The 18,771-nt window shown below is 61.1% G+C and carries 14 protein-coding genes; 5 read left to right on the forward strand and 9 right to left on the reverse strand.

From position 1 onward, the window contains the following. From BCA01S_RS35505 to acnA, 4 genes are all read left to right on the forward strand, one after another. A partial coding sequence (locus tag BCA01S_RS35505) for a citrate/2-methylcitrate synthase (RefSeq protein ID WP_042319814.1) occupies positions 1-217 on the forward strand: 217 nt, incomplete at its 5' end. Between the two features lie 103 nt (positions 218-320). After that, complete coding sequence (locus BCA01S_RS29220) at positions 321-830, forward strand: hypothetical protein (RefSeq protein WP_027779942.1); 510 nt, start codon at positions 321-323, stop codon at positions 828-830. Between the two features lie 24 nt (positions 831-854). Beyond that, entirely contained in the window at positions 855-2,306 is a 1,452-nt protein-coding gene (locus BCA01S_RS29225) for a bifunctional 2-methylcitrate dehydratase/aconitate hydratase (RefSeq protein WP_027779943.1), read from the forward strand. Positions 2,307-2,351: 45 nt separating this feature from the next. After that, on the forward strand, positions 2,352-5,069 hold the full coding sequence (acnA, locus tag BCA01S_RS29230; RefSeq protein ID WP_027779944.1) for an aconitate hydratase AcnA: 2,718 nt from the start codon (positions 2,352-2,354) through the stop codon (positions 5,067-5,069). Positions 5,070-5,175: 106 nt separating this feature from the next. Here the strand turns inward: acnA and BCA01S_RS39235 are convergent, their stop codons facing one another. The 8 genes from BCA01S_RS39235 to BCA01S_RS29270 form a co-directional block, all read right to left on the reverse strand. Continuing rightward, a complete protein-coding gene (locus BCA01S_RS39235) occupies positions 5,176-5,430 on the reverse strand; it encodes a hypothetical protein (RefSeq protein WP_244146050.1) in 255 nt (84 codons plus the stop codon). A gap of 701 nt (positions 5,431-6,131) precedes the next feature. Next, positions 6,132-6,527 carry a hypothetical protein gene (locus tag BCA01S_RS29240; RefSeq protein WP_027779946.1) on the reverse strand — a complete coding sequence of 132 codons (396 nt, stop codon included), beginning with the start codon at positions 6,525-6,527 and terminating at the stop codon, positions 6,132-6,134. Between the two features lie 10 nt (positions 6,528-6,537). Further along, the gene (locus tag BCA01S_RS29245; protein ID WP_027779947.1) at positions 6,538-7,173 is read right to left on the reverse strand and encodes a response regulator transcription factor; all 636 of its coding nucleotides are present in this window, start codon (positions 7,171-7,173) and stop codon (positions 6,538-6,540) included. Between the two features lie 135 nt (positions 7,174-7,308). After that, the gene (locus BCA01S_RS29250) at positions 7,309-8,370 is read right to left on the reverse strand and encodes an OmpA family protein (RefSeq protein ID WP_027779948.1); all 1,062 of its coding nucleotides are present in this window, start codon (positions 8,368-8,370) and stop codon (positions 7,309-7,311) included. A 152-nt stretch (positions 8,371-8,522) separates the two neighbouring features. Continuing rightward, positions 8,523-9,362, reverse strand: coding sequence for an ABC transporter permease (locus BCA01S_RS29255; protein ID WP_027779949.1), 840 nt, complete (start codon positions 9,360-9,362; stop codon positions 8,523-8,525). A gap of 15 nt (positions 9,363-9,377) precedes the next feature. Further along, positions 9,378-10,655 (reverse strand): ABC transporter permease, encoded by a 1,278-nt coding sequence (locus BCA01S_RS29260; protein ID WP_042319817.1) that lies wholly within the window; start codon positions 10,653-10,655, stop codon positions 9,378-9,380. Positions 10,656-10,818: 163 nt separating this feature from the next. Then, complete coding sequence (locus tag BCA01S_RS29265; RefSeq protein WP_027779951.1) at positions 10,819-11,868, reverse strand: ABC transporter substrate-binding protein; 1,050 nt, start codon at positions 11,866-11,868, stop codon at positions 10,819-10,821. A gap of 104 nt (positions 11,869-11,972) precedes the next feature. Then, entirely contained in the window at positions 11,973-13,079 is a 1,107-nt protein-coding gene (locus BCA01S_RS29270) for an ABC transporter ATP-binding protein (RefSeq protein ID WP_027779952.1), read from the reverse strand. Positions 13,080-13,210: 131 nt separating this feature from the next. Here BCA01S_RS29270 and pdxR point away from each other — a divergent pair, with 131 nt between their 5' ends. Continuing rightward, positions 13,211-14,758, forward strand: coding sequence for a MocR-like pyridoxine biosynthesis transcription factor PdxR (pdxR, locus tag BCA01S_RS29275; protein WP_027779953.1), 1,548 nt, complete (start codon positions 13,211-13,213; stop codon positions 14,756-14,758). 33 nt (positions 14,759-14,791) lie between these two features. On the opposite strand, the gene BCA01S_RS29280 is transcribed toward pdxR, so the two are convergent. Beyond that, positions 14,792-18,604: a DUF748 domain-containing protein gene (locus BCA01S_RS29280; protein WP_027779954.1), complete on the reverse strand. Its 3,813-nt coding sequence runs from the start codon at positions 18,602-18,604 to the stop codon at positions 14,792-14,794. Positions 18,605-18,771 lie beyond the last annotated feature (167 nt).

Below are 18,771 nucleotides of genomic sequence, written 5' to 3' on the forward strand. Positions count from 1 at the left end.
GAAGATGTTCCCCAACCTGGACTGGTTCAGCGCCGTGTCGTATCACATGATGGGCGTGCCCACGGCGATGTTCACGCCGCTATTCGTCATTGCACGCACGGCGGGCTGGAGCGCGCACATCATCGAGCAGCGGCTCGACAACAAGATCATTCGCCCGAGCGCGAATTACACCGGACCTGAGAATTTGAAGTACGTGCCGCTAAATAGGAGAAAATAGCGGTCGCTGTGCGCTTCCAAGGCGCGTGCAGTTCAACCCCGCGGCCGCCAGGACCGGTAGCCCGCGCAATGTTTAACTGAAATTAGATAGAAAGGTTTTCTCCATGAACAAGCTGTTGATCGCCGCCGTCGTCGGCGCCCTGTCCACCACAATGTTGACCGTCGCGACCGACGCCGCCGCAGAAACGGCGACTGCCGCAACGCCGGCTGCCAAGAAGGCCGTTGCAAAGCGCCCGCAACCGCGCCGCCTCATCAAGCGCAAGGAAAACCCTGCCAAGGAAGCCAAGGTCGATCCGGTACCGGAAGGCGCGGAAAAGTGGTCGTGCAAGGAAGGTCTGGCCTTCGAACTGAAGGGCGACATGAAGCGTGACCAGATCGTCACGGTTCACTGGGCGAACAAAAACTATAACCTGCCGCGCGAAGCGACCACCACGGGCGCAGACCGTTTCCACGACGCCGCAACCGGCATGGATCTGGTCGTGATCCCGACCAAGGCCATGCTGTTCCAGGACAAGGACAGCTCGCGTCTGGCCGACGAATGCCAAACGGCGGCAATGGCGCAAGGCGCACCGGCGCCGACGCAGTCGAACGCAATCAACAAGCTCGGCAACTAATCACGTCGTCAGGAAAGCTCCCCGATGTCCGCTCCGATTTCCAACGTGCGACCCGATCCGGACAAAGTCCTGGTCGATATCGTCGACTACGTTCTGGATTGTCAGATCGACGGCGCGCTCGCCCTGGAAACCGCGCGTCATTGTCTGATCGATACGCTCGGCTGCGGACTCGAGGCGCTTACCTACCCCGCCTGCACCAAGCTGTTGGGACCCATCGTGCCGGGCACAATCGTCCCCAACGGTGCAAAGGTGCCGGGCACGTCGTTTCAGCTCGATCCCGTTCAGGCCGCCTTCAACATCGGGGCCATGATCCGCTGGCTCGACTTCAACGACACCTGGCTCGCCGCCGAATGGGGTCATCCGTCGGATAATCTGGGCGGAATTCTCGCGACAGCCGACTGGCTCTCGCGCACTGCCATCGCAGCCGGCAAAACGCCGCTTACGATGAAAGACGTGTTGATCGCGATGATCAAGGCGCACGAAATTCAAGGCTGTATCGCGCTCGAAAACTCCTTCAACAAGGTCGGGCTCGATCATGTATTGCTGGTAAAGCTCGCGTCGACGGCGGTAGTCGGTCAAATGACCGGCCTCACGCGCGACGAGCTGATCAATGCGGTCTCGCAGGCGCTCGTCGACGGGCAAGCGCTGCGCACGTACCGCCACGCGCCGAACACTGGCTCGCGCAAATCGTGGGCCGCGGGCGACGCGACCTCGCGCGCAGTCCGTCTCGCGCTCATTTCGAAGACGGGCGAGATGGGCTATCCGTCGGTGTTGACCGCGAAAACGTGGGGCTTTTACGACGTGCTCTTCAAGGGCAACGAGTTCAAGTTCCAGCGCCAGTACGGTTCCTATGTGATGGAAAACGTGCTGTTCAAGATATCGTTTCCGGCCGAGTTCCACGCGCAAACCGCTGTGGAAGCGGCGATGTCGTTGCATGCGCAGCTTCAGCTGCACGGCAGGCGGGTCGAAGACATCCGCAAGGTCACGATCCGCACGCACGAAGCTGCGCTACGCATCATCGATAAAAAAGGTCCGCTCGACAATCCGGCCGACCGCGATCATTGCATTCAGTACATGATTGCTGTGCCGCTGATCTTCGGCCGACTGACGGCTGCGGATTACGAAGACTCGGTCGCGCAAGACCCGCGTATCGATGTGCTGCGCGCAAAGATGGCATGTGTGGAAGACCCGCAGTTCACAAATGATTACCACGATCCCGAAAAGCGTTCGATCGCCAATGCACTGACGATCGAATTCAACGACGGATCACAGTTCGACGAAGTCGTAGTCGAATACCCGATCGGTCACAAGCGTCGTCGCGAAGACGGAATTCCGTTGCTGGTGGAGAAGTTCAAGACCAACCTCTCGCGCCGCTTCCCGGTCAAGCAACAACTGGCGATTCTCGACGTGTCGCTGAATCAGGCACGGCTTGAAGCCATGCCGGTCAATGAGTACGTCGATTTGTACGTCATCTAGTCAAGTTAAGTACTGTAGTTCCGCGATCAAACCAAGGAAAACACCATGGCCCACAACCTCCACAAAACGCTCAAGGAATTCGACAGCGGTTCCGGCAAAGGCAAGTTCTACTCCCTGCCGCAACTCGGCAAGGCACTGAACATCAAGATCGACCGCCTGCCGGTCTCGATCCGAATCGTGCTGGAATCGGTGCTGCGAAACTACGACGGCAAGAAAATCGCCGAAGAACACATCACGCAACTGGCGAACTGGAAGCCGACCGCTCCGCGCGTCGACGAAATCCCGTTCGTCGTGTCGCGTGTCGTGCTGCAGGACTTCACCGGCGTGCCGCTGCTCGCCGACATCGCGGCCATGCGCGGCGTGGCGCAACGCGTGGGCAAGAATCCGAAGTCGATCGAACCGCTGGTCCCGGTCGATCTGGTGGTTGACCACTCGGTGCAGATCGATCACTTCCGCGAAAAGAATGCACTCGACCTGAACATGAAACTGGAATTCCAGCGCAACAACGAGCGCTACCAGTTCATGAAGTGGGGCATGCAGGCATTCGACACGTTCAAGGTCGTGCCGCCGGGCGTCGGCATCGTTCACCAGGTGAACCTCGAATACCTCGCACGCGGCGTGCACAAGAAGGCCGAAGGCGCGGACACCGTGTACTACCCGGATTCGCTGGTCGGCACCGACAGCCACACCACGATGATCAACGGTATCGGCGTGGTGGGCTGGGGCGTGGGCGGTATCGAAGCTGAAGCCGGCATGCTCGGCCAGCCGGTGTACTTCCTGACGCCGGACGTGGTTGGCGTGAACCTGAAGGGCAAGCTGCGCGAAGGCGTGACGGCGACCGACCTGGTGCTGACCATCACCGAACTGCTGCGCAAGGAAAAGGTTGTCGGCAAGTTCGTCGAGTTTTTCGGCGAAGGCACGCGCTCGCTGTCGCTGCCGGACCGCGCGACGATCGGCAACATGGCGCCGGAATACGGCGCGACCATGGGCTTCTTCCCGGTCGACGAAAAAACCATCGACTACTTCAAGGGCACGGGCCGCACGGACGCTGAAATCTCGGCGTTCGAGAACTACTTCAAGGCTCAGAACCTGTTCGGTATTCCGAAGGAAGGCGACATCGACTTCACGAAGGTCGTGACGCTGGATCTCGGCACCGTCGCGCCGTCGCTGGCTGGCCCGAAGCGCCCGCAAGACCGCATCGAAATCGGCAATGTGAAGTCGACCTTCAGCGACCTGTTTTCGAAGCCGGTGGCAGAAAACGGCTTTGCCAAGAAGGAAGCCGATCTGGACGCGCAGTACACCACGAGCAACGGCGTCAACGTGAAGAACGGCGACGTGCTGATCGCCGCGATCACGTCGTGCACGAACACGTCGAACCCAAGCGTGCTGCTGGCCGCCGGCCTGCTCGCGAAGAAAGCTGTCGAAGCCGGCCTCACGGTCGCTCCGCACATCAAGACGTCGCTGGCTCCGGGATCGCGTATCGTCACCGAGTACCTGACGAAAACCGGCCTGCTGCCGTATCTGGACAAACTGGGCTTCACGCTGGCTGCGTACGGCTGCACGACCTGTATCGGCAACGCGGGCGACCTGACGCCGGAATTGAACGAAGCCATCACGAAGAACGACATCGTCGCGGCAGCGGTTCTGTCGGGCAACCGTAACTTCGAAGCGCGTATTCACCCGAACATTCGCGCAAACTTCCTGGCCTCGCCGCCGCTGGTCGTGGCTTACGCTATCGCCGGCAACATCACGCGCGACCTGATGACCGAACCGGTCGGCAAGGGCAAGGGCGGGAAAGACGTGTACCTCGGCGACATCTGGCCGACCAGCGACGAAGTCAACGACCTGCTCAAGTTTGCGCTGGACGCGGACGCGTTCCGTAAGAACTACGCGTCGCTGACCAAGAAGGGCGATCTGTGGAGCAAGATCGAAGGCGAAGAAGGTCAGGTCTACGACTGGCCGAAGTCGACGTACATCGCCGAGCCGCCGTTCTTCGGCAAAGATTTCTCGATGACGCCGGCCGACAGCATCGCGGCAGTCAAAAACGCGCGCGCATTGGGCATTTTCGGTGACTCGGTCACGACCGACCACATCAGCCCGGCTGGCTCGATCAAGGAAGACTCGCCGGCAGGCAAGTGGCTGAAGGAGAACGGCGTGCAGAAGGCCGACTTCAACAGCTACGGCTCGCGCCGCGGCAACCACGACGTGATGATGCGCGGCACGTTCGCGAACGTCCGGATCAAGAACCTGATGATCCCGGCGAAGGCAGACGGCTCGCGCGTGGAAGGCGGCCTGACGATTCATCAGCCGAGCGGCGAACAACTGTCGATCTACGACGCAGCGATGAAGTACATCGACGCCGGCACGCCGACCATCGTGTTTGCAGGTGAAGAGTACGGCACCGGTTCGTCGCGTGACTGGGCTGCAAAGGGCACGCAATTGCTGGGCGTGAAGGCTGTGGTCGCACGCAGCTTCGAGCGGATCCACCGTTCGAACCTGGTCGGCATGGGCGTTCTGCCGCTGCAGTTCAAGGGCTCGGATAGCGTGCAGTCGCTCGGCATCACCGGCGAAGAAACGTATGACATCGAAGGCCTCGGCGCGGACTTCAAGCCGCAGCAGGAAGTGACGCTCGTGATTCGCGGCAAGGACGGCAGCGAGAAACGCGTTCCGGTGCTGCTGCGTATCGACACGCCGATCGAAGTGGACTACTACAAGCACGGCGGTATTCTGCCGTTCGTACTGCGTTCGCTGCTGGCCGCTTAAGCATCGCGGCAACGCAAACAGCTCGGCTGTTTTGCAGGGGCTGCGTCCTGTGGAGGGCGCAGCCGACTTTCAAAGCCCGACCTTGGTCGGGCTTTTTTTTCGTCGATTATTGCTGTGCGCGGCCGGTCTGGAAGGCGGCCGGGTTGTCGGTGATCCGGCGCTGCGTCATGTGCGCGTTCCAGTCGATGTCGCCCGGCGCAGGCACGCTTGCACGCACACTGACATTCGCGCGCCGCTGCTGCACAGCCCAATCGCGCAACGCGGCGCGCTCCACAAAATCGTTCGCAGACGATTGCGATGCAGCTGTTTCCGGTTGTCTCGACTGCGAAAGGCGCACCGGCGATTCGATAGGATGACTCAACCGTGCAGTCGATTGACGAGGCTTCGCGACACGGTCAGCCACGACGGTATGGCGGGAACTGTTCGTCGACCGTTGCGACTCCGCGCGCTGCGACAAGCTTGGCGCTTCGACAGGATGCGCTGCGGCCGGCAACGGAGCCTTTACCGACGACGACGCTTGCGTAATCGTTGACTGCGTTTCTACTGCCTTTGACGCGGTTTTGGCCAACTCAGGCCGAAGATTCGCTAACGGATTCACTATGACGGGGCCGGCTTGTATCGCCGCCGTAGACGGTCTCGCCACTGTTCCGAAGCTGCCGGCGAGTTCGTGCGTGGAACATGTCGCGAGTAGCCAGGCGAGCGCTATGCTGCAACTCACGAAAATGGCCGCGCCCAGAATATGGTCCGACCGTGACGAACTCGGCCGCGTGTGATCTGCCTGGAGGTAACGTTTCGCTTCAGCCAATTGTTCATCGAACCGATGCGGATCGTCTCGCCGCTGCGGCAGCTTGTAGAAGAACAAAATCTTTGCGTTCTGCGGAATTCGACCGCGACGGTTCGCAGAGACTGCATATCGCGGCACGCCTGGAACCGCCGGTTGAGGGGCGCGTTGCTGTGTGTGCGACGTCGACCGCCGCCACGAGCCGAAAGGCGGTGGCAGACCCGACAGCGGGCGTGCACTGGGAAGCGCCAGAGCGCCCTGTATCAACTCCAGCGGCCTATTCATGATGATGTGTTCCGGTGTGGATAAGACGCTGCTTCCAGTTGCGCGATCAAAATTTGTCCACGCGCGATGAGTGCGTCAATGGAGCCGGCATTGTGCTCAGACGGCGAGGTACTCGCGTGCCGCAGTGCGTGCATTAAGTGCTGTGCACCCACGAGACCCACTGCGCCGCTCACTCTATGCAACAAGGCCGGCAATTGCGCCGATTCGAGTTCGCAACGTAGGTCGCCGAGGCGGCCGAGATCGTCACGCATCGCTCGACACCAGCCGCTCAGAAACGCGTCGAGGTCGATGCCTTCCTTTACGAGCGCGTCGAGATAGAGGGGATCGAAAGGCTCGGAGGGCTCAGAAGGCTCGATGGGCTCGAAAGCACGGCTGAAATTCGTCTTATCCATACCGCAACATCTAGTCGACCAACTTGTGCAACGAAGCGAACTCGATCAATGCCGCCAGCGACGACAGCCCAAGCTTCTCCTGAATGCGGCCCTTGTAAGTGCTCACTGTCTTGTCGCTCATGAACAGCGCGTCGCCGATCGCCTTATTCGACATGCCCTTCGAAAGCATCTGCAAAATGACGAGCTCCTTATCGGAGAGCAACATGATTCTGCCCTCGTCACCGGTCGGCGACACTCCCGGCGTGATGGTCGCGCCGTCAGGCGCGACCGGAAATACGGTGTAGCCTGCGAGCACCGCTTCCACGCCGCGCATGATCTCCTTCATCTCCTGCGACTTGCCGACAAAACCATGGACGCCCAAGCGCATTGCACGCGGCGCGAAAGTGGCCGGGTCGTGCCCCGACAGCACCATCACGCGGATCGACGGATGCGCGAGTTTGAGTCGCGGAATGACGTCAAGTCCGCTGATACGCGGAATGTCGAGGTCCAGTATGACGAGGTCGGGCTTGTGCTGGCGGGCCATTTCGACGGCGGTCTGACCGTTGTCCGCCTCGATCACTTGTTCGACGCTCAGCAATTGCATTAGCTGCAACCTGACGACCATCCGAAACGCCGGGTGGTCGTCGATAATCAGAATAGTTAACATGTGTTGCGTTCCTCCTGAAAAACATCCATTGCCGGTTGCGGTCCATCACGGCCCTTGCAGCTCATTGCGGCCGTCTGCTGCTCATGCGCCACATGCGTGGTGGACTACGACGTCCGGCGGCGATACAAAGGCACGTTAGGGAGCGGCAACGACGAGCTCGATCTCCACGCGGCGATTCGGCGCGAGACATCGCACCAGATCATCACGCCTGGTTTGTCGGCACTCGACCAGTTGATTTGCGCTGGCCAGGCCGCGAGTCGCAATCGGCGAGGTAACACCGCGAGTGCGCAAATATCGCGCTACCGTTTCTGCACGTTGCAGCGACAAGCTCTGGTTACGCGCGTTGTCGCCAAGACGGTCGCTGTAGCCGGTGATTGTCAGACCGCCAGGCGTCGCATCCGTCTTCAACCCGCGTGCCACCGTGTCCAGCGCGCGCCTTCCGGCGGGCAGCATTGCGACGTCGTTGCCGCCGTTGAAACGGAACAAGGCATCGGCGCGTAACGTGACTGTTCTGGGCGACTTCGCATTCGGCGTCGTGGCGTTCGCGGCGACGTCCCGCTTGCATTGCAACACCCTTTCAGCCGACTTACGCAGATTGTCCTGAATATCTGACAGACGCTTTTCGGCATTGGAGAAGCTTCGCATCCATGCGTCGTGTCCAGCTTGCATGAGTTCTACTTCGGCGCACGCCAGCGGCGGTTGCGCCTCGTGACATGACGCGATGGCAGGATCCGACTTGATGGTATTGGCGATCTGCCAAAGATCGGGACGCACAGCGGATACGGTGCGCAGCGCAGGATTAGCAGCGGATACCAGTGTGCCGCTTTCCAGGCCCATGGTAATGACCGCCGCCTCGCCGATGGCTTCTTCCGCGAAACCCCAATGGTCGCCAGCCTGCCGCGTTTGTTGAGCGGCATTGATCCAGCATTGCGCCTTTGCGCGAAAGTAACCGTTTGGTTGCGGCGGCATGCGGTCGAGCCGCGCCTGCAACGAGGCCAGCGCCGCAGCGCCGTTATGGACAATTGCGTATGTTTGGACCCATTGCGGGTTGGCGGCGCCTGCGGCCTCGTCTTGCGAAGCGCCAACGCCGGATCTGAGCAGAGTGGAATCCTGGATACCGAGCCGTGCGCGCGCGGCGTGGTCCGCGCAAGCTGTCAGCGTCAACGCGCACACAAGCACGGTTAGCGGGGTTTTCATTAAATGTCTGCGTCTCGCGCATCTTCTTATCGAGGGATGAAAGTATGACGAGACGGGCAAGCCCGCGGAATGGGATGAATCTTAGAACAATGTCGAGAGTTGTCGAATGGCGTGCTGCCTCAATGAACCTGGCGATACACGCCGGCCCGCGCTTATGCCCTGATCGCCCGCGCCGCGTTGCGGCCACGAAGCCACTCCAGCGCCAGCAACAGGCAGGTCGAAAAGACAATCAGGATGGTGGCGAGCGCCGCAATAGTCGGGCTGATATTTTCGCGGATGCCGGTGAACATCTGTCGCGGCAGCGTCGTCTGATCGGCGCCGGCGAGAAATAGTGTGACGACGACTTCATCGAACGATGTCGCGAACGCGAACAGCGCGCCGGAGATCACACCCGGCGCGATCACAGGCAGCGTAATGCGGAAGAACGTCTTCACCGGATTCGCACCGAGCGACAGGCTCGCGCGCACGAGGTTGTAGTTGAAACCCTGCAGCGTCGCGGCCACCGTCGTCACTACGAACGGCACACCGAGCGACGCGTGCGCGAGAATCAGGCCGATATAGGTATTGGCGAGACCGAGCGGCGCAAAGAACAGATACATGCCCACGCCCACTACGACCACCGGCACGATCATCGGCGAAATGAGGATTGCCATGAGCAAACCCTTGCCGCGGAAATTCGCTTTGGTGAGCCCGATTGCTGCAAGCGTGCCCAGCACGGTCGCGACTACCGTCGCGGACGGCGCGACGATGAAGCTATTCTTAGCCGCCATGCGCCACTCATCGGACGCAATCAGATTCTGATACCATCGCAGCGACCAGCCCGGAATCGGATATACCAGAAACGTACTCGATGAAAACGACAGCGGCACAATCGCCAGCACGGGCAGAATCAGGTACAGCAGCGTGAGCACGGCGAGTGCGCGCAACGCGAAATACCATACGCGCTCAATCAGCGACGTATGTGGCGCAAAGAGGGGCTTGGCGAGTTTCATGGCGGTAGGCTCCGTTCAGCCAAGGCTCAGCGATGAGCGCGTGAAGCGTCCGTAGATCGCATACAGCACGAGCGTGGCGGCAAGCAGCAGCCCGCCGAGCGCACATGCCATGCCCCAGTTGATCGTCACGTTGGTGAAGTATGCGACGTAGTAGCTGACCATCTGGTCGTTCGGTCCACCAAGCAGCGCCGGTGTAATGTAGTAGCCAATTGCCAGAATGAAAACCAGCAACGCGCCCGCGCCGATGCCCGGATAAGTCTGCGGCACATACACACGCCAGAATGCGGCGAACGGATGACTGCCGAGCGAGACCGCCGCGCGTTGATAGGTGGGCGGAATGGACTTCATCACGCTATAAAGCGGCAGGATCATGAATGGCAGCAGGATGTGCGTCATCGAGATGTACACACCCGTGCGGTTAAACAGCAGCGCCAGCGGATCGTGCAGTAAGCCGCTACCGATCAGCGCCTTGTTCACGAGCCCTTCGCTCTGCAAGATCACGATCCATGCGGCGACGCGGACCAGGATCGATGTCCAGAACGGAATCAGCACGAGAATCATCACGAGGTTCGCGCGACGCTCGGGCAGCGTTGAAATCCAGTATGCAAGCGGGTAACCGAGCAGCAGCGCAAAAAGCGTGACGGCCGCGCCGATCACGAAAGTGCGGCTGAAAACGGCGAGATAGATCTGCTGGTCGGGATCGGTCGGGATGATGTGGCCGAACGCGTCCTGCTTGTGGTCGAGCGAAGCAAGCAGATAAAACGGCGAATACGGGCTGCCGTTCTTCGCGATGGCTTGCCAGTACGCGATGTTGCTCCAGCGTTCGTCCAGTTCGGCGAACTTCGCGTGGAACTGGGCGGGAGATAGTTGCAACGGCTTGTTGTTGTCGTCGACGAACGGCATGGCGCGTGCCGACTTGGCGACGAGCGACCGGTAACCGGGAATCTCCACGTTGAGCCGTCGCGCGAGCGCGCCCATGCCGTCGCTGTCGGCGATCGCGGTGAGGTCGGTCGCCAACGCGGCGTATGCGGCGTCGGGCGGCGGCGTCTTGCGGTCCCACGTGCTCAATGCGCTGAGCGTATGCGGCAACGCGGTCACGACTTCCGGATTCTGCGCAGCGCGTGTCAGCAATGCGCCGATCGGCACGACGAAGATCAGCAGCAGAAAAATCGCAAGCGGCGCAATGAGCAGCAACGCTGTAGCGCGCTTTTTCGCTTCCGCGGCCTTCAGTTCACGCTTGAACCGGCCGGTCGATTCCGGCGTCGAATCGGCGGCGATCGTCATCGTAGTCACACCCGTTCTCCTGTCGACGGCAGTTATCGCTTTAGCGCTTACTGCCGTCCCATGCAGAGCTGTCGACGGCAGTTAGCGCTTTAGCGCTTACTGCCGTCCCACGCATTGAAACCCACGCGCGCCGAACTCACCCCTGCGCGCGCTTCTTCACATGACCCGCTCCCTACTTCGAAGCCCACGACGAAAAACGCTGCTCCAACTCGTCGCCATGATCCGTCCAGAACGACAAATTCTGCAGAACCGCGTTCTTGCCGTTGGCCGGCGAGTTCGGCAGGTTCGCAAGCGTCTTCGCGTCGAGCGCCTTGATCGCCGCCACGTTCACCGGACCATAGGCGATGTGGTGCGCGTAGTCCTGCTGCGGCTTCGACGAAAGCGTATAGGCAATGTACTTCTCGGCAAGCGCCTTGTTCGGCGAGCCCTTCGGAATCGCCCAATAGTCGAGGTCGTAAATGCTGCCGTTCCACACGACCTTCAGGTTCTTGCCTTCTTTCTGCGCGGCATCGATCCGGCCGTTGTACGCCGTCGACATCACCACGTCGCCGGCCACGAGGAATTGCGGCGGCTGCGCGCCCGCTTCCCACCACTGGATGTTCGGCTTCAACTCGTCGAGCTTCTTGAATGCGCGGTCCTGGCCTTCCTTGGTCGCGAGCACCTTGTAGACGTCTTTCGGTGCAACGCCGTCGGCCATCAACGCAAATTCGAGGTTGTAACGCGCGCCCTTGCGCATCGCGCGCTTGCCGGGGATCTTCTTCACGTCCCAGAAGTCGGCCCAGCCCGACGGCGCGGTCTTCAATTTGTCGGCGTTATAGGCGAGCGCCGTCGACCACACGAAAAAGCCGACGCCACAAGCTTGCGGCGATTCCGGAATCAGATCCGATTTCTTGCCGATCTTCGACCAGTCGAGCTTCTCGTACAGACCTTCGTCACAACCCCGGCCGATGTCGCCCGATTCGACCTCCACCACGTCCCAGTTCACGTGCTTGGCCTCGACCATCGCCTTGACCTTGGCCTGCTCACCGTTGTATTCGACAGCGGTCACCTTGCTGCCGCTCTGCGACTCGAACGGCTGGTTGAAGGCCGCCTTTTGTGCGTCCCCGTTCGCGCCGCCGAAATTCACGACCGTCAGTTCGGCCGCATTGACCTGCGCCGCGCCGAGCGCGAGCGCCACAGCACCGACAGCGACGGCGCAGCGCGATTTCCCGATCTTGTTCATGGTGTGTTGCTCTCCTTTGGTGGTGGTTTCAAGCATCATTCATGCAACTTTTTTATGTGCTGCTGACCGCTCTTCTCATGCAATCATGCGCGCGTTTCACGCAATCACGCCCCCGCGAATACCCGCAGATGCTCGGGCGCAAACTCGAGCGCGACGGGCGAGCCAGGTGCGAAGGTATTGAGCGCATCGGTGCCGAGCGGCACCTTGACGAAGCACTCGTCCTGTTGCGGCAAGCCGCAACGCATGCGCACGTGGTCGCCAAAATAGATGAGTCCACGCGCTTCGCCGCTGAGCGCATTGGCGCCCGCCCGCGCCACGCCGTTGCCGTGACTCGCGAGCTTCATGCGTTCGGGACGGATGCACGCAACGGCCGGCGTGCCCGCCCGTGCGCCGCCGATGTTGCGGCCGGTCAGCCGCGTACCGTCGACGAGGTGAAACTCGCAATACTCGCCGTCCACGTTTGCGATCGTGCCGCGCAGCTTGTTGCTGTCGCCGATGAAGTTCGCGACGAACTCGTTGCACGGCGATTCGTACAGACGGTCCACAGTGTCGAGCTGCTGCACGATGCCTTTGTCGAACACGGCGACGCGATCGGACATGGTCAGCGCCTCGCCCTGATCGTGTGTGACATACACGAACGTCACGCCGAGCTTCTCGTGCAGCGACTTCAGTTCGTACTGCATGTGTTCGCGCAACTGCTTGTCGAGCGCGCCGAGCGGTTCATCCATCAGCACGAGCTTGGGCTCGAACACGAGCGCCCGCGCGAGCGCGATGCGCTGCTGTTGTCCGCCGGAAAGCTGCGCCGGATACCGCTTCGCGAAGCTCTCCATGCGCACCATCTTCAGCGCGTTGTTGGTGCGATGAGCACGCTCTTCGGCCGATAGCTTGCGCACCGTCAGCGGATACGCAACGTTCTGCTCGACTGTCAGATGCGGGAACAACGCATAGTTCTGAAACACCATGCCGATGTTGCGCTTGTGGGGCGGCACGGTGTTGAGCAACGTGCCGTCGAGCCAGATCTCGCCGCCGGTGGGAAATTCGAAACCCGCGAGCATCATCAGGCAGGTTGTTTTGCCGGAACCCGACGGCCCGAGCAGCGTCAGGAATTCACCCTGATAGATGTCCAGATCCAGTTGTTTGACGACCAGCGTTTCGCCGTCGTACGTCTTGCGCACGCCTCGAAAGCTGACGATCACCTCATCCGTTTTCATCGCCGTAGTCTCCTCTGCCTGTCCGGCCGGCTGCCTTCGATAAGCAGCGGGCTTGCATCGATTGCGTGGCCCACTATAGACCGTTACGGTTCTACAATATGGAACCATTTCATTATTCCGGATAGAACCACTTGGATACGATCATCTTGTCGGATTGGCTCGCCGCCAGGCTTGATCGCGCGGCCGCCGAGCCGATCTACCGGCAGACTTTGCGGTTGATGCAGCAGGCGATCCTCGCCGGCCAGTTACCGCCGGGCACCAAGCTGCCAAGCTCGCGCACGCTCGCCGAAGACCTCGGTATCGCGCGCAATACGGTGCTGCACGTGTACGACCAGCTGACCGCCGAAGGCTATGTGATCTCGACCACGGGCAGCGGGACGTATGTCGCCGACACGCAGCCGGACACAGCCGCGGTCAACGCGCGGCGCAAGCCAGCGGTCACGGCGGTGGACGCGGAAGGCAAGCCGGTCGCGGTTCCGGGCAAGACGGCAAAGCGCGATCTGAACGATCTGTCCAATCGCGGCCGGCGCCTGATCGGTCAGGCGGGCGTGTCTGCAAAACAGTGGGGCGCGTTCATGCCCGGCGTGCCCGACGTCGCCGAATTCCCGGCGCGAACCTGGAGCCGCCTGCAAGCGCGCTTGTGGAAAGAAGCCAATCCCGATCTGCTGACCTATGCGCCGGGCGGCGGCTACCGGCCGCTGCGCCGCGCGTTGTCCGACTATTTGCGGGTCGCGCGTTCGGTGAATTGCACGCCGGATCAGATCATCATCACTACGGGTATTCACCAATCCATCGATCTCGCGGTTCGATTGCTGACCGACGTCGGCGACCGCGCGTGGGTCGAGGAGCCGTGCTATTGGGGCGCGCGCAGCGTGCTGCAGTCGTCGGGGATCACACTCGTTCCAGTGCCGGTCGACGAAGAAGGCCTCAATCCGCGCGAGCAGGATTTGCAGCAACCGCCGCGTCTCGCGCTCGTCACGCCGTCGCATCAATATCCGCTTGGAATGGTGATGAGCCTCGCGCGCCGCCGCACGCTGCTCGAATACGCGCGCCAGCACAACGTGTGGATCATCGAAGACGACTATGACAGCGAGTTTCGCTACGGCAGCCGGCCGCTAGCGTCGCTGCAAGGTCTCGACGACGCAGGTCAGGTGATCTACGTCGGCAGTCTCGGCAAGATGCTGTTTCCCGGCTTGCGCATGGGCTACATGATCGCGCCGGAGCATCTCGTCGACACATTCCGTATGGGCATCGCCGAGCTTTATCGCGAAGGTCAGTTGATGCAGCAGGCGGTAATGACAGACTTCATCATGGACGGCCATCTCACTTCGCATGTCCGGCGAATGCGAGCGTTATACGGTGAGCGCCGGCAGATTCTGATCGATGCGATTACCGCGCGGTTTGGCACCGAACTGCCCGTCATGGGCGACGAGGCCGGTTTGCATCTCGTGTTGGGACTGCCCGATCATGCCGACGATCGCGCGGTCACGGCGGCAGCGTTCGACGCCGGCGTGATCGTGCGGCCGCTCGCGAGCTACTACAGCAGCGATCCGCCCGCCATGCGCGGACTGCTGCTCGGTTACGCGTGCGTGCCGAACGAAAAGATCGGACCGGCGTTCGACACGCTCGCGCGCGTGATCGAGCAGACGGCGCTGAAGAAGCCGACGCGCGCGGCCTGAGGGCGATGCAGGAGGAGCGCGCGAGGGCGTCGCTCACTTCAGCCCAAAATCGACTCGCGTAGTCGCACCTTTATCGTTGATGCCGTCTGCGTCCAGCTTCGGTGCGACGATAAACACCCGGCTGCTGTCGATCTTGCCGTCCAGATACTGCTGCACGCTCTGCGCCCGCTGTTGCGCGAGCTGTCGCAAGCTGGCCTCGTCGATGGGCGCGTTGGCCGCGAGCGCGCTTTTCATGTCGTCGTCGGGCATGCTCTTCGTCAGGCCGACGAAATTGCGCGGCTTCTTGAAGTCCGCGGATTTATACGCCTTGGTCAGGTACTTCTCGTATTCCTTCGGATCGACGGTGACGCTCGACAAGTCCACGCTCTGGCCGTTGCCCACTACGTCCTTGATTTTCTGCTGTTTGACGAGGCGGTCCACGTAGCGTGCGCGCAATGCGGGCTCGTCGAGTTTCGGATCCACGCGGCCGATCAGGTCCATTTTGATCGACGGTTTGGAGCCGAGCGCCTTCACAATCGTGTCGAGCTTCTTGTTGTCGTCTTCCGTGAGCTGCGCCGAGCCCGGTTCGAATTCCACATAGCCTAACTCTTCGCCACTTCCGCCAAACGCGTGGGCAATCAGTGAGAACGGCGCGGTGACCGCCTTTTGCAGCAGATTGAGCACCGCATGCCAGATCAGCCCGCCAATGCTGAACTCAGGATTCGACAACGAGCCTGACACGGGCAGATTCACGTCGATTTCGCCCCGCGAATTCTTCAGCAGCGAAATGGCGAGCCGCACCGGCAGTTTGGTCGCCGTGTCGTTTTCGACGTGATCGCCGAACGTCAGCTGATCAATGAACAGATGGTTGTCTGCATTCAGCTGATCGTTCTCGAGCTTGTAATGCAGGTCGACGTTCAACTTGCCCTTGGTGATCGGATATCCGGCATATTTCGCGGAATACGGCGTGAGATTGGTCAGTTCGATGTCGTGCGCGCTTGCGGTCAGATCGAGCGCCGGCTTCGCAATCAGCGGATTGACGGTGCCGCGAATGGACAGCGGGCCGTTGGCCGCCAGCTTCGCCGCGATCTCCACAGGCGCAGACGTGGTCGACTGCGTACCGAACGCGCCTACCGTGCCTTGAATGCCGACCAGGTTCGCCGTGTAGTTCGGCTTGATGAAGTTATCGGTGTACGTTACACGGCCTTGCTGCAAGACGAGTTGGCCGAAATGCAGCTTGACCGGGTTTTGCGGCGGTGTTGCGGCCGTCACTGTCGCGGGCGCGGCGGAAGACGCCGGCGCAGACGCGGAGGCCACCACGGGCGCCGACGAGTTGACGACCGCCGACGCCGTGGGCGGCGTCAACGGCACCGGTTCGGCACCGCCCTTGTTGTTCTTGTCGCGCGTGAGCGACTGCGCTGCGCCGCTTTCGTGCGCGACCACGTCGGTGAGATTCAGCTTGCCTTGTGCGTCGAGCAGCACGCGTCCATAGAACTTCGTGAAGGTGACGCGCTCCGCGTCCACTGACGTGCCGTGCTCGTCGTAATCCGCTTTCAGCTTTGACAGCGCGAGGGACCGCCATCCCGCGAACGGGTCCGACGTTGCCTTGTCAAGCATCCGAACGTCGACAAGCGCAACGTCACCGCGATAGCTCGCCTTCAACGACTTCGCCTGGCTCAACGCAAGATCGCCGCTGGCATTGAGCAGCGCGCTCGCGATCGCAGCATTCAACCTGCTGCCGAAATACGGTTCGAAAGCCGCGGCGTCGAGCCGGTTCGCGTTCACCTTGACGGCGACCTTCAGCGGCGTTGCCGTAACGTCGCCCTTGAGGTCGAGCGTGCCTTTCCCGTTCAGCGTGGCTTGCAGTTCGACCGGCAACGGACGGCCGAGGTCGTTGCTGATCTGCTTCACTTTCAACTGCAGCGGCGTGATGCCCAGTTTCACCGGCTGCGGCGTGGTGTTGTCGGTGAAATTGGCTGTGGCGTCTTTGACATTCAGTTCGCCGATCTTGTAGCGCCACGCCGGTCCTTCGGCTTGTGCCTTCTTCGCCGCATGAATCGCCGTGCGCGTCGGTTCAGCTTCGTGAGCCGCCCCGAGCGACGCAAGGTTGATGCTGCCGTCTTTCAGGCGTTGCACGTCGACTGCGAGGCCTGTGGTGTCAACGCTCGTGACGTCGGCCGTGCGGGCATTCAGGTCCACCTGCTTGACCTTCACGCTGCCTTGGGCGAGCGCGATGAGCGGCTCCCTACCGCCGCGCGCCGCCACTTTCAACGAACGCATGTCAAGTTGCGTATCCGCGATCATTACGGCAGCCGGCGACTTTGACCAGTTCGCGCCGATATTCGCCGTCGTGGAAAGCACGCCGTCCGTCACCTGCGCAGTGGTCGCGGCGTCGAGATACGGTTGCAGCAGCGGCAAATTCAGTGACTTGACGTCGAGCTTCGCGCTCGCGGTCTTAGCGGCGAGGCTCAATGCCCCGGCCAGGCCGAGCGAACCACCGCTGCGCTTCAAGTCGGTATTCAGCGTGTAATGCGCGGGTGCGGTGGCCAGCGTGGAAAAATCGGTCAGCGTGACAGCGAGTTTTTCCAGACCGACGTCGACGGGGCGCGACGCGGCTTCGTCTTGCACGTTCACCGTACCGTCATTGAGCACAAAACGTTTGATCGAAAGATCGAGCGGCGGCACAGGCTTCGCGGCGTCTTTTGCGGCGTCGGTCTTTGCAGCACTTTTCGTATCACTTGTGCTCGATGCCGCCGCCGGCGCGCTCGCCGATCCAGCTACCGCCTTTGCAGTGGCCGGCGCGGGCGCGAACATCCGCTCCACGCTCAGCACGCCGCTTCTGTCACGCGCGAGATTCGCGCTTGGCGCGTCGATACGAATATCGTCGAAATGGTAGAGGCTTTTCAGTGGCTCGAGCGTGCGCGCGGCGACATGCACGGCGCGCGCAGCAAAAAACGGCGCCTTGCCCAGGTCCTGCACGTTCAGGTCGTTCAGATCGACGGTGCCGGCAACGCGCAGCGTCGGCGCGTCGTTCGACATGATGAAGTTCAGTTTCAGGTCGGTAGACAGCTTGCCCGACTGCACGATCACAGGCAGCTTTGTCGGCACATACGAGATCAGGCGCGGCACGTCTAGCCCGTCGAAGCGCAACGACACTTCCGACTCACGCGACGCAGCGAACGGCTTCGTTTTGCCGTCGATGGCAAGCGGACTGCCGTCGATCCGCGCGCGCAGCAACGGCTCGACGAAGATATCGGTTTTGGAAGGCAACGTGGCGATAAACGGAATGCCGAGCTTCCATTGGTCGATTACGTGAGTGGCGCCGAGCAGTTTGTCGTCGAATGTGATCTGGCCGTTCTCGAGTCGAATATTCGATACGGAAAAGGGCGTCGGCTTGGTATCTGGCGTGCTCGGCTGCTTGGAAAATTTTTCGATCAGATCGGTGAAATTAAAGCGCTGCGCGTCATAGCGAACCACATGGAAGCGCGGCGAGTCGAGCTGAACTTCGTCGATAATCGGCGCTGCACGAAACAGCGAACTCCACGACGGCTGCACGATGAGCCGCTCGATATCCACGAAATTGCCAGCACCGCCGCGTTCGCCAATATGTACGCGGTCGGCTTCCAGTTTGAGCGTGTAGGGATTAAGCGCAATGCGGCCGATAGTTGCGGGCCGGTCGAGCTGCTTGCTGAGTTGCTGTTCGGCGATGTGGCGAATCAGCGGCGGCGCCGCGAAAAAGCCCAGCAGACCGAAAAATACGATGAAGATGAGCAGACCTGTAATGACGCGCCTTGTGCGCCGCGATTGCGCGACGTCGCGCACGGTCCGCATGGAAGAGGCGAATGATGCTTTATTAATGCTTGCCATGCTCGGTTTTGGGTAATGCGGCGGCAAGCCCGCCGCTGAACGAAAATCCCGCAAGCGGCAGTATAAGTCGTGAATCTTTCGTGGGATATAAATGTAAGCTGAGCTTACACAATTGCTCGCGCGATAAAGCCGCGCGTCCGTCACTCATATGCTGCCGTGACGGACGC

It is taken from the genome of Paraburkholderia caledonica NBRC 102488, assembly GCF_000685095.1.
Classification (GTDB): Bacteria; Pseudomonadota; Gammaproteobacteria; order Burkholderiales; family Burkholderiaceae; genus Paraburkholderia; species Paraburkholderia caledonica.